13 protein-coding genes are annotated in these 12181 nt (G+C 62.8%); 2 read left to right on the forward strand and 11 right to left on the reverse strand.

The genetic code is table 11. The features are described from left to right. A complete protein-coding gene (locus GR183_RS07090; protein ID WP_160774926.1) occupies positions 1-138 on the forward strand; it encodes a hypothetical protein in 138 nt (45 codons plus the stop codon). 50 nt (positions 139-188) lie between these two features. Here GR183_RS07090 and GR183_RS07095 read toward each other — a convergent pair whose 3' ends face one another. The 6 genes from GR183_RS07095 to pcaD are packed head-to-tail and all read right to left on the reverse strand — an operon-like array spanning position 189 to position 4912. Then, positions 189-1535, reverse strand: a complete 1347-nt coding sequence (locus GR183_RS07095) for a lyase family protein (RefSeq protein WP_160774927.1) — start codon at positions 1533-1535, stop codon at positions 189-191. 3 nt (positions 1536-1538) lie between these two features. Further along, a complete protein-coding gene (locus GR183_RS07100) occupies positions 1539-2369 on the reverse strand; it encodes a 3-oxoadipate:acetyl-CoA acetyltransferase (protein WP_160774928.1) in 831 nt (276 codons plus the stop codon). A gap of 8 nt (positions 2370-2377) precedes the next feature. Continuing rightward, entirely contained in the window at positions 2378-2953 is a 576-nt protein-coding gene (gene pcaG / locus GR183_RS07105) for a protocatechuate 3,4-dioxygenase subunit alpha (RefSeq protein WP_160774929.1), read from the reverse strand. Further along, entirely contained in the window at positions 2953-3690 is a 738-nt protein-coding gene (gene pcaH, locus GR183_RS07110; RefSeq protein ID WP_376765762.1) for a protocatechuate 3,4-dioxygenase subunit beta, read from the reverse strand. Before pcaH ends, pcaG begins: the two co-directional genes overlap by 1 nt. 44 nt (positions 3691-3734) lie before the next feature. Then, positions 3735-4187, reverse strand: a complete 453-nt coding sequence (gene pcaC, locus GR183_RS07115) for a 4-carboxymuconolactone decarboxylase (RefSeq protein ID WP_160774931.1) — start codon at positions 4185-4187, stop codon at positions 3735-3737. Next, positions 4121-4912 (reverse strand): 3-oxoadipate enol-lactonase, encoded by a 792-nt coding sequence (gene pcaD / locus GR183_RS07120; RefSeq protein WP_160774932.1) that lies wholly within the window; start codon positions 4910-4912, stop codon positions 4121-4123. The genes pcaC and pcaD overlap by 67 nt, the downstream gene beginning before the upstream one ends. A gap of 110 nt (positions 4913-5022) precedes the next feature. On the opposite strand from pcaD, the gene pcaQ reads away from it, so the two are divergent. Further along, positions 5023-5955, forward strand: a complete 933-nt coding sequence (gene pcaQ / locus GR183_RS07125) for a pca operon transcription factor PcaQ (protein WP_160774933.1) — start codon at positions 5023-5025, stop codon at positions 5953-5955. A 236-nt stretch (positions 5956-6191) separates the two neighbouring features. Here pcaQ and GR183_RS07130 read toward each other — a convergent pair whose 3' ends face one another. From GR183_RS07130 to GR183_RS07150, 5 genes are all read right to left on the reverse strand, one after another. Then, positions 6192-7193 (reverse strand): ABC transporter ATP-binding protein, encoded by a 1002-nt coding sequence (locus tag GR183_RS07130; RefSeq protein WP_160774934.1) that lies wholly within the window; start codon positions 7191-7193, stop codon positions 6192-6194. Then, the gene (locus GR183_RS07135) at positions 7186-8196 is read right to left on the reverse strand and encodes an ABC transporter ATP-binding protein (RefSeq protein ID WP_160774935.1); all 1011 of its coding nucleotides are present in this window, start codon (positions 8194-8196) and stop codon (positions 7186-7188) included. The genes GR183_RS07130 and GR183_RS07135 overlap by 8 nt, the downstream gene beginning before the upstream one ends. A 10-nt stretch (positions 8197-8206) precedes the next feature. Continuing rightward, positions 8207-9142, reverse strand: coding sequence for an ABC transporter permease (locus tag GR183_RS07140; protein WP_160774936.1), 936 nt, complete (start codon positions 9140-9142; stop codon positions 8207-8209). Positions 9143-9145: 3 nt separating this feature from the next. Then, positions 9146-10123, reverse strand: a complete 978-nt coding sequence (locus GR183_RS07145) for an ABC transporter permease (RefSeq protein ID WP_160774937.1) — start codon at positions 10121-10123, stop codon at positions 9146-9148. A 228-nt stretch (positions 10124-10351) separates the two neighbouring features. Beyond that, positions 10352-11944 carry an ABC transporter substrate-binding protein gene (locus GR183_RS07150; protein WP_160774938.1) on the reverse strand — a complete coding sequence of 531 codons (1593 nt, stop codon included), beginning with the start codon at positions 11942-11944 and terminating at the stop codon, positions 10352-10354. Positions 11945-12181: the final 237 nt, after the last annotated feature.

Consider the following 12181-nt stretch of genomic DNA (forward strand, 5'->3'; position numbering starts at 1 on the left):
ATGTTCCATAGTGCCAATGTCGATGAACTTATGGATGCCGTTCTGCTCGACGATACGGGCACGGAAGGCGAGAAAGAGCAAACGGCCTCGGAACTCGAGACTTGCGGCGATCCTACCGGGACACTCAAGTCCTCCTGAACCGAAAAGCCCGACACCGACGAGACTACGGGATTTGAGCCTGGAAGAAGTCAGCTCTCGATCAATGGTATTTCGGCTTCTTCCAGCAATCTGTCCGTCATGTCGGCGGCGGCGTCGGCGGTTTTGACGCTTGAGCGGAGCGCATCCCAATCGACCTTGGCATCGGTAAGATGGCGGATTTCATCGAGAAGATGCTTTCCGCTGTAACGAACTGAATTTGCAGCCTTTTTGACGAGTGCTTGGGCCTCCGAACGGGGCATGTGCTCCATCAGCGCGAAGCTTGCCGCTTCCGCCAGCATCAACCCGTTCGAGGCATCTATCGCCGCTTTCATGCGCTCAAGATCGGGCTTCAGGCCGGAGATGAGTTCCTGCGCCCTCAAGAGACTTGCTCCCGTTGCCGCGGCGATTTGCGGCAAAGTGAGCCATTCCCCCATCCAGGAAGCACCGTCACGCTCTTCCGCATGAACGCCGGTTGCCGCGAGAGCGCCGAGGAGGCTCGCGTTGAGGCGGGCGAGGGCGACCAGAACCTCGGCCTTCACCGGGTTCTTCTTCTGCGGCATGGTCGAGGAGCCGCCTGAATCCGCAAGGTCAAATTCGCCGATTTCGCTGCGCGTGCCGATCAGAACGTCGGCACCGATCTTGGCGGTGGTATTCGTGATGGCGGTAAAGCGGGTCGCGATATCGAGAAACGGTGCGCGGCCCGTCATCCATGGGGCGGAGGATTTGAGCCCCAAATCCCCGGCGAGATCCGCCTCGATCCTGCGCAATAAAGCGCGATCCTTCGACATGGCTGCGAGATCACCCGAAGCGCCGCCAAACTGCAGAAACAAGCCGTTTTCCGCGATTTCCCGCAAAGCGTGAAGCTCGCGCGCAAGGTCCCGCGCCCAATTTGCGGCGCGCAGGCCAAAGCTTATCGGCGTTGCCATTTGCCCCCGCGTGCGGGCGGCCATGGGCGTTGCGCGGTGTTCGCGGGCGAGAGCCGAGATATCCCCGACCAGCGATTTCAGCCTATGCTCGAATAATCCAATTATCCGCTTCAGGCGGAGCATCAGGCCGGTATCGACGATATCCTGCGAGGTTGAGCCGAAATGCAGGCTATCCGCCGCCGAACCCCCTGAAATCTCTCGCAATTTCGCGACGAGGCCCGGAACGGGCACGCCGGCCGACGTGGTGGCGAGGAGAAAGACTTTCGGGTCGATTTCGACGCCGGAAAGGGTGTTTTCGACGACTTTCGCAGCTTCCGCCGAAATCAGCCCATGCCGCGCCTGGACACGGGCGAGCGCGATTTCCACCTCGACCATCGCCCTCAGTTCGGCCTCGTCGGACAGAAGGTTGGCGACTTCCGAATCACCGAAGAGGCCGGAATAGAGGGTGGAATCGAGCGGGGATATCGCCATCGATCACACCTGCGGGAGCGAAAGCAGGTCGCGCGCTTCCTGAACGGTCGCGGGCCGGCGGCCATACTCCGGGCAAAGGGCGACGACACGCTCGACCAAAGCAGCGTTCGACGGCGCCAGCGTATCGCGGTCGAGGCGGACGTTATCCTCCAGCCCGGTGCGGCAGTGGCCGCCGAGTTCGAGCGCCCAGCGGTTGACCTCAAGCTGCCCGCGACCGATGCCGGCGGCCGTCCACGTCGCTTCCGGCTGAAGGCGATTGAGCTCGGAGACCATGAACTCCAGCGCCCTTCGCTCCAGCGGCATGGCGTTTTTCACACCAAACACGAACTGGACGTGCAGCGGCTTTTTCAGCCGCCCATCCTCGCTCATCGCGATGGCCTGATAAAGCATCGATAGGTCGAAGGCCTCGATCTCCGGCTTCACGTCATGTTCCAGCATCTTCGCGGCCAACTCGTCGACAAGCTGGGGCGGGTTCTCGTAAACCCGGGTCGGGAAGTTGCAGGAGCCTGTCGACAGCGAGGCCATGTCGGGCTTCAGGTAAAGCATGCCGCCGCGCTCCGAGCCGACGCCGGAGCGCCCGCCGGTCGAGAACTGGACGATGATGCCGGGGCAGGCTTCGCGCACGCCATCCAGAAACGCCTTGAACCGCGCGGGGTCCGAGGTCGGGGTCTCGTCCTCGTTGCGCACATGGACATGAACGAGGGAAGCGCCCGCCTCATAGGCCTCGCGCGTGGAGGCGATCTGCTCCTCCACGGTGACCGGCACCGCCGGGTTGTCCTTCTTCTTCGGAAGCGATCCGGTGATCGCGACGGTGATGATGCAAGGCTTGCTCATGAAGCTCCTCAAACGTCGAAGAAGACGGTTTCGTTTTCGCCCTGGAGATTGACATCGAAGCGGTAGGCCGCCTTCGCTCCGCCGTCAATCCTCTGCGCGATCAGCGTGGCACGGGACTTTGGCGCGACGCGCCGCAGTTCCGGATCGGCCTCGACGAGCGCCTGATCCTCCTGAAAATAGATGCGCGTGTGAAGGTGGAGGTTGATGCCGCGCGCAAAGATCAGGAAATCGATGCGCGGGGCCAGGCCTTCCTTCATCTGGCCGGGCTTCACCGTCTGGAAACGGAATTCGCCGGTCTTGAAATCGGACGTCGCGCGCCCGAAAAGCCCATGCTCGCCGGTGCGGCCCTGAGCGTCCGCGCCCCAGAATTCGACCATGGCGTCGCGAACCGGCTCGCCCGCGCCATCGTAGATGACGCCTTCGATGGTGATCGAATCCGCGCCGTCATAGGCGACCGGGCCGGGCTGGTTGGGCAGCGGCTCACGGCCGATAGACTGCGGCGCGGTGCCGATGTGGACGTATGGGCCAGCCGTCTGCGATGGCGTTTCCTTGAGGCGGCCGTCTTTCTGAGGTTCCCTCGTCATCACGCTCCCTCCTCCCTGTTTTCGAAGTAGGTCTGCCGGCGTCCGCGCAGCACGATGTCAAACCGATAGGCGAGACTGTCGAACGGCATCTGGTTCTTGAAGTCGAGCCTGGCCACCAGCCGCTCGATCACGTCCGGATCGGGGATCGTGTTGACGATCGGACAAAGCGGGATCAGCGGATCGCCCTCGAAGTAAAGCTGGGTGATGAGGCGCTGGGAAAAGGCTTCGCCAAAGATCGACAGGTGAATGTGCGCCGGGCGCCAGTCCGACCCGTTGTTGGGCCAGGGATAGGGGCCGGGGCGGATGGTGCGGAAACGATAGTAGCCGTCCCCGTCGCTCATCGTGCGCCCGCAGCCGGAGAAATTCGGATCGAGCGGGGCAAGATAACCGTCGTTGGTATGGGCGTAGCGCCCGCCCGCATTCGCCTGCCAGGCCTCGATCAGCGCGTTCGGGATGGGCCTCGCATTCTCGTCCAGCACGCGGCCATGAACGATGATGCGCTCGCCGAGCGCCTCTCCGCCCTGAGAGGCATTGCGGATGAGATCGTTATCGAGCGGGCCGAGCATGCCGTGGCCGAAGGTCGGCCCGGTCATGTCGAGTTCGGTCTGTTCCGGCGAGACGAGCGGACGAAACGGCGCGCGCAGCACCGAACTCTTGTAGCCGGGCGTCAAGGCCGGCGGATGCTCGCCGCGCTCCCTGCGGTAGAACGGTAGGCCGGACATCGGCGTCACCTCCATCTTACGTTGTTCTGGCAAGTTATTCTTGCACGCAATCCCGCGCGTTATTCTCGTCCTTTGCCCGCTTCGGGCTCGAAGACGGATTTAGCGATCTTGATCGCGCGGTTCGCCGCCGGCACGCCGGCATAGATCGCGACATGCTGCAGCGCCTCGCGCACATCCTCCGGCGTTGCGCCGGTGTTCCTCGTCGCCCGGCAATGCATGGCGACTTCCTCATCATGCCCCAGCGCCGCAAGAAGCGCGATGGTGATCAGCGATCGCTCCCGCTTCGTCAGGCCATCGCTTGCCCAGACCGTTCCCCAGGCGCTTTCGGTAATGAGCGTCTGGAACGGCTCGTCGAAAGATGTCTTGCGCGCTTCCGCACGGTCGACATGAGCATCTCCCAGCACGCTCCTGCGCGTGCGCATGCCAGCCTCGAACCTTGTCTCGCTCACGCGCCGAACTCCTTGAAAAACGGAACGATCGCCTCGGCGACCTTTTCGGGTGCCTCGACACATGGAAGATGGCCCACGCCCTCGATCTCGACGTAGCGGCCGTTCGGGATCGTCGCCGCGCAGGCCTGCACGAGGTCGGGCGGGGTTGCGCCATCTTCAGAACCGCCGAGGCAAAGGGCGGGCGCATGGATCGTGCGCGCCTTCGCCGTCAGGTCCGCATCGCGGATCGCGGCGCAGGTATCGGCGTAACCGCCCGCCGGCGTGCGCACCAGCATATTGCGCCAGATCTTCACTTCCTCGCTGCCCCTGGAGCGGAAATCCAGCGAGAACCAGCGCTCCATGATGCCGTCGGCAAGGCTTTCCAGCCCGTTATTGCGGATCCCATCGATCCGCGTCTGCCACAGATCCTGCGTGCCGATCTTCGGCGCAGTGTTGGAAAGGCAGACGGCGGCCACGCGTTCGGGATGATCGGCGGCGAGCGCCTGGGCGATCATGCCGCCGACGGAGAGGCCGACGACATAGGCCTTTTCCGCCCCTGCAAAATCGAGCACGGCGAGCAGGTCACGCGCGTGATCCTCGATCCCCATGTCCGGGCCTTCATCCGACAGCCCGTGACCGGCGGTATCGTAGCGCACGACCTTCCAGCCCCGAGGCAAAAGCGCAACGAGCCTGTTCCAGATGCGAAAGTCGGTGCCGAGCGAATTGGAAAAGGCGACCACCGTTTCACTGTCCGAAGGCCCTTCGACCCGGACATGAAGCACACGCCCGTCCACGCTTAAGGACTGCACTCCGCTCTCCTCCCGCACATCAGGTTATTTATCTTTGTTGAACTGTGGCCTACACATTTAGTAATGTAAAATTACATTTTCAGGCCATTGCATAACCGGTAGGAATGTTAATGCTCTTCGACCAACGCATCAAGCTGCGCCACCTGCAGGCCTTTCTCGAAGTCGCCCGCCGCCAGAGCCTGACGGAAGCGGCGGATGCGCTTCATGTCACCCAGCCGGCCGTATCAAAGACGATCAAGGAACTTGAGGACATCCTTGGCGCAGCACTTATGGAACGCAGCCGCGCCGGCGTGTTCCTGACCGCAGAAGGCGATATCTTCCACCACTACGCCAGCATGTCGGTCGCCGCCTTGCAACAGGGGCTGGACGGCATCGAGCAGGCGCGTTTCGGCTCCGACAAGCTGCTGAACATCGGCGCACTGCCGAGCGTCGCCGCGAGCATGATCCCCCAGGCCGTCTCCCATTATATGCAAAAAGGGATCGGAACGCCGCTTTCCATCGTCACCGGCCCGAACGGACACCTGCTCGACCAGCTTCGCGTCGGCGCGCTCGACGTCGTCGTCGGCAGGCTCGGCCAGCCGGAGGCGATGCAGGGGCTGAGCTTCCAGCAACTCTACACCGAGCACGTAAGCCTGGTGGTGCGCCCAGGCCACCCGCTGACGAAAGAACCGGATATCGCGCAGCTCAAGGAATTCACCGTGCTTTACCCCAACCGCTCCGCCGCGATCCGCCCGCTGGTGGAGCGGCTGATGGTGGCGAACGGCATCGGCAACCTGCCGCGCCGCGTGGAAACAGTGTCCAACGCCTTCGGGCGCGCCTTCACGCGATCGAGCGACGCCGTCTGGATTATTTCGCAAGGCGTCGTGGCGACCGACCTGAAGGAGGGAACGCTGGTGGAACTGCCGCTCGATACGGCGATCACGCTCGGCCCCGTGGGCGTTTCGATCCGCACGGAAGAACCGCAGACGCCGGACCTGATGCTCTTTACCGCGAGCCTGCGCGAGGCGGCGGAGGAGCGGGGGCGGAACGCGCGGGAAGCGTGAGGGGAACAGATAGTAGTCCGAACCGGGTTCAATTCACCCTCACCCTAACCCTCTCCCTTCGAGGGAGAGGGAACGCGCCCGTGTCTGCCGATTTGTGCAAATCCGAAATGTTCGCGTATGCAGATAGTTACAGGCTTAACCGCACAGCAGTGGATCAAGCTCGGGGATGACAGGCACGGTACGGGATTTCTGAGGAAAAAAGCGCGACGTTTCAGGAGCCAATGCAACCGCCCCTCTCACCCCCCATCATTCAAATGACAGGCCGAATGGCGACCGGGCGCGATTTCCTTCAGCGCCGGCGCCTCGCGCTTGCAGCGCTCGAAGGCAAACGGACAGCGCGGGTGGAAGTGACAGCCCGGTGGCGGGTCGAGCGGCGACGGAATCTCCCCCTTGACCGGCTGGAACTTGCGCTTGCGCGTATCGATGCGCGGAACTTCGGCCAGAAGCGCCTTTGTATAGGGGTGGTTCGCCTCCCGGAAAAGTTCATCCGTCGGCGCGGTCTCCACCACGCGCCCCAGATACATGATCACCACGCGGTCCGACAAATGCTCGACCACGCCAAGGTCATGCGAGATGAAGAGATAGGTGAGACCGAGATCCGTCCTGAGGTCCATAAAGAGATTCAGGACCTGCGCCTGGATGGAAACATCGAGTGCGGCGACGCTTTCGTCGCAGACCAGAAACTCCGGCTTCACGGCCAGGGCGCGGGCAATGCCGACGCGCTGACGCTGGCCACCGGAAAACTGATGCGGGTAGCGATCGCGAAAGCTCGGATCGAGGCCGACGCGCAGCAGCATGTCGTCAACGTAATCCTTCACGCCCGCGCCTGAGACGAGGCCGTGAACGCGCGGCGCCTCACCCACGATATCGCGCACGCGCATGCGCGGATTGAGCGAGGACATGGGGTCCTGAAAGATCATCTGCACCTTGAGGCGCGCATCGCGCTGAAGTTCGGCCGAAGCCGATTCGACATCCTGCCCGCGCCAGAGGAGCCTGCCTTCGCTTGGCGCATGAATGCCGGCAACGACACGGCCAAGCGTCGATTTTCCGCAGCCCGATTCCCCGACGAGGCCGACCACCTCGCCCTGCTTGACGGCAATCGAGACATCGTCGACGGCATGGACCACCTGCTCCCGGCGGTCCGCGCCGAAGACATTGACCAGCTTTTCCGCCGCGTCGAGCCGCCGGATGAAGCGCTTTGAGACATTTTCGAGCGTGAGGATCGGAGTTTCACTCATTGAACGTCAAATCGATTTCCTGGCCGTCGTTTTCGGCGGTGAAGGGATGATGGCAGCGGGCGGCGCGCGACGGGCCGAAGCCTTCAAGCGGCGGCATGACGCGGCAGGCGTCATCCGCGCGCGGACAGCGCGCTGCGAATGAACAACCTTCCGGCAGGTGAAGGAGCGAGGGCGTCATACCCGGGATCTGCGACAGCCGCGCACCACGGCGATTATGGCTCGGCACCGAACCGATAAGCCCGCGCGTGTAAGGGTGAAGAGGTGCGTCCAGCACCTGATCGACCGGGCCTTCCTCCACCACACGACCCGCATACATGACCGCCAGACGGTCCGCCAGGCCGCCGACGACGGCAAGGTCATGCGTGATCCAGATCATCGCAAGGCCCGTTTCGGCGCAAAGCTTCTGCACCTCGTAGAGGATCTGCGCCTGGATGGTGACGTCGAGTGCGGTTGTCGGTTCGTCGGCGACGATAAGGTCCGGCTCGTTCAAAAGCGCGATCGCAATCGCCACGCGCTGGCGCATGCCGCCCGAAAACTGATGCGGATATGACTGGAGACGCTCGTCCGGCGAGGGAATGCCGACCCTGACGAGCGCTTCCCGCGAGCGCTCGCGCGCCGCCTCTTCCGAGACATCCCCATGTGCGCGGATCGCCTCGATCATCTGCGTGTCGACACGAAGCACCGGATTGAGCGTCATCATCGGGTCCTGGAAGATCATCGCGACCTTCCGCCCGCGTATCTTGCGAAGATCGGCCTCCGGCTTGCCGACGAGTTCCTCTCCGTTCAGCCTGATCGAACCGGAAACGATCCGGCCCGGCTGATCGACAAGGCCGAGGATGGAAAAGCCCGTCACCGTCTTGCCGGACCCGGATTCACCGACAAGGCCCAGAACCTCGCCCCGGTTGACCGAAAGCGTGACGCCGTCGACCGCCTTCGCAACGCCCGCCTTGGTGAAGAAATGCGTCTTGAGATCCGTGACCTGCAGGGTGGGAGCATCATTCATATTAGCCGGCTCACTTCTGCAGGCGCGGATTGAGAACGTCGCGCAGCTGGTCGCCCACCATGTTGATGGAAACGATGGTGAGAAGAAGCGCGAGCCCCGGGAAAACGGAAATCCAGTATTTGCCGGAGATCATGTATTCGAACCCGTTTGCGATCAGCAGGCCGAGCGAAGGCTCCGTCTGCGGCAGGCCGACGCCAAGGAAGGAAAGCGTGGCCTCCAGCGCTATGGCATGCGCCGTCTGCACGGTGCCGACGACGATCAAGGGCGCAAGGCAGTTCGGCAGGATGTGGCGGAAGATGATGCGCGCATGCGAAAGGCCGAGGCTTTGCGCGGCCTCCACGTATTCGCGCCGGCGCTCGACCAGCGCCGAGGCACGCACCGTGCGCGCGTAATAGGCCCATTGGGCGACCACGAGCGCGATCACGATCTTGTCGATGCCCTTTCCAAGGATGGCAAGGAGGATCAGCGCGACAAGCACCGCCGGAAACGACAGCTGAAGGTCGACCACGCGCATGATCAGCCCTTCCGTGCGCCCGCCGACATAGGCCGCGACCAGGCCGACGGCCATGCCGACGAAAAGCGCGATCACGCCGGAGGCGAGCCCGACGGAGATGGAAATGCGAAGCCCGTAGAGGATCGCCGACAGGAGGTCACGGCCGGCACCGTCCGTGCCGAGCCAATGCGTGTAGCCGGCGAAGTTTTCCGTACCCGGCGGCAGACGCGCATCGAGCACGGAAACGGTGGCAAGGTCGTACGGGTCTTGCGGCGCAATGACGGGCGCGAGGAATGCCACGATCATGATCGCGGCAAGCAAGAGGGCGGCGCCCAATGCCAGCCTGCTGTCGGCGAAGTCCGACAGGAAGCGCTTCAACGGCGCTTCCGCGGGCGGGGCGGGAAGCGGCGCGGCTTCGATAGGGGAGGTTTTGCCGGCGTCGGTCACGGCCATGGCTCAGGCTCCCCTGTCGCCGAGCCGCACGCGCGGATCGAGAATGGAATAGAGAATGTCGACGATCAGATTGATCACCACGAAGAGGAAGACGATCATGATCAGGTAGGCGACGATGATCGGCCGGTCGAGCTGCTGGATCGCCTCGATCAGGAGCTTGCCCATGCCGGGCCAGGCGAAGACGGTTTCGGTGACGACCGAAAAGGCGATCAGCGAGCCGAACTCCAGACCGAGCACGGTAACAACCGGAATGAGGATGTTCTTCAACAGATGGACGCCGATGATGCGCCGGGTGGAAAGCCCCTTGGCGCGGGCGAACTTTATGTAGTCCTGATGGATCGCCTCGCGCGTGCCCGCGCGGGTCAGGCGAATGACGAGCGAGATCTTCAACAGCGCGAGGTTGAAGGCCGGCAAAAGCAGGTGCTTCAGCCCGTCGAGCGTCAGGAAGGAAACCGGCACGCCGAATAGATCGACCGTATCGCCCCGCCCGGTCGACGGCAGCCAGCCGAGGATGACGGCGAAGACCATGATAAGCATGATGCCGACCCAGAAGGTGGGCAACGAAAAGCCGAGGATGGAGCCCGCCATGATCGCCTTGGAAACGGCGCTGTCGGGATAAAGCCCGGCATAAAGGCCGAGCGGAATGCCGAAGGCGACGGCCATGAGGAGCGCGGTGAACGCAAGCTCAAGCGTCGCCGGCATACGCTCTATGATGAGGCCGAGCGCAGGCTCGCCGAAAATGAACGATGTGCCGAGATCGCCTTGAAGCGCACTCAGCACGAAATAACCGAACTGCTCCCAGATCGGCCGGTCGAGGCCGAGCGCGCGGGTGACCTCCTCGATGTCCTGCTGGTCCATGTCCGGCGAGACGAACATCCAGACCGGATCGCCGATAAGGTGAATGCCGAAGAAGACGATCACCGCCATGGCGACCATGACGAGCGCGCTCTGCATCAGGCGCCGCAATATGAAGACGCTCATCTTTCAGTCTCTTCGGTTAAAGAATGCGGACAAGTCACCCTCACCCCGGCCCTCTCCCTTCGAGGGAGAGGGGGCGCGAGATGCGCCACCTTGACCAATTCCGATCGTTGATTCCCGGCTCAAGGTTGCTTGGTCGACAGAACGACTGCTTCAGACACCTTCACCTCTCCCTTGAAGGGAGAGGTCGGTGCGCAGCACCGGGTGAGGGTGATTTTCGATTCTGACGGACTATTCCTTCACCACGCCGTAGGCGACCGTGTATTCATCCGTGCGCGGGATGTACTTCAGCCCCTTGCGGCTCGCCCAGGTGTTGACCTGGTAGTGGACCGGAATGATCGCGTAGTCGCCTATCGCCATTTCGGTCGCCTTGGCGAGAAGCCCGGCGCGCTTCTCGTCATCGACCTCGGCAAGGGCTTCCTCGATCACCTTGTCGACTTCCGGGTTGGAATAACGGCCGCGGTTGGCCGTGCCCATGCCCTTGTCCTTGTCGTTGGTGGCGATGAGCGCGCGAAGCGGCGAGGATGCCTCTCCCGAACCCGCGCCCCAGCCGACGAGGATGAGCGAAAACTCCGGCAGGCCGTCCGCGCCCGAGGAAGCGCGCGAGAAATAGACCGAACGCGGCAGCGTCTCGACCTGCGTCTTGATGCCGACGCGCGTCAGCATCTGCGCGATCGCCTCGACGATCTTGGCGTCGTTCACATACCGGTCGTTGGGCCCATGGATCGTCAGCTCGAAGCCGTCCGGCACGCCGGCTTCGGCGAGCAGGGCCTTGGCGGCGTCCGCGTCATAGGCATCGGGCTTCAGGTTTTCCGAAACGCCGAAGAAGCCCTCCGGCAGAAGCTGGCCGGCGGGAATCGAAAGACCTTCCATCACCCGGTCGCGGATAAGCTCGCGGCTGATCGCCTTGGAGATCGCCTCACGCACACGCTTGTCCATCAGCGGGTTCTTGATGTCGCCGCCGCCGTTCGCCTTCACGAAGGGGGACGCCTCGCGGAACTGGTCGATATGGAGATAGATCACGCGGTTCGACACGCCCTGCGAAAGCGTGACGTCGTCGCGCCCTTTCAGCGTTTCGATATCCGTTGTCGGCACCGACGCGATCACGTCGACATCGCCCGCAAGAAGGGCGGCGACGCGCGAGGGGCCGGACTTGATCGGCTTGATCGTCACCGTTTCCCAGGTCGGCTTTTCGCCCCAATAGTCATGATTGGCCGCAAGCACGATCCGGTCGCCCGGAACATATTCCACGAACTTGTACGGCCCGGTGCCGGCGGCGGCCTTGCCGGAGTTGTAATCCTCCGTCGAGGCGTCGCAGCCGGTTTCGTTGGAAACGATAGCGACATTGCCGAGGTCGTTGACCATCAGCGGATAGGGCGCATCCGTCTTCACGTGGACGGTATAGTCATCCACCTTCACGAAGGTCTTGCCCTTCGTATAGGTGCTGAAGCCGGCCGGCGAATTCGGCACGTTGGGCGCGCGCTCGAACGTGCAGATGACGTCATCGGCATTGAAATCCGACCCGTCGTGGAACTTCACGCCCTCGCGCAGCTTGAACTCCCACGTCGTGTCGTCGATCGGAGCCCAGGAAACGGCAAGGCCGGGTTCGAAATTCTGCCGCTCGTCCGGATTGGCGAGACGGTCGAAGATCTGGAAACCGAGCTGGTTGTTGGGCCCCAGATTGTGGAAATGCGGGTCAATGGAGGTGGCTTCCGCCCCCACTGCAATGGTGAGATCCTCGGCAAGCGCGGGCGCGGAAAAACCGGCGGCGCCAACGACCGCGGCCGCCGCTACGGAGCGCAGCAGCAGGTTGCAACGTTTCATTTTTTTCTCCCCTCTGGATGGCAGCCCGCGCCGGATAGGGAGCGGACTTCCAGCCGACAACGGACCGTCGGCCCCGACCCGAATTCTTGTATTTTTACGGGCTCGCAGCCTGACAACGCATCAGCTTGTAGGAAAGGCTATTATGCTATCTTATTCAGGCCAAACGAAAATCGACAACGAATGCGTGAAACTTGACCGCTGCCTGAAATTTCCCACTTTTCTCAACGAGATGAAGGC

The organism is Stappia sediminis, from assembly GCF_009826895.1.
Taxonomy (GTDB): domain Bacteria; phylum Pseudomonadota; class Alphaproteobacteria; order Rhizobiales; family Stappiaceae; genus Hongsoonwoonella; species Hongsoonwoonella sediminis.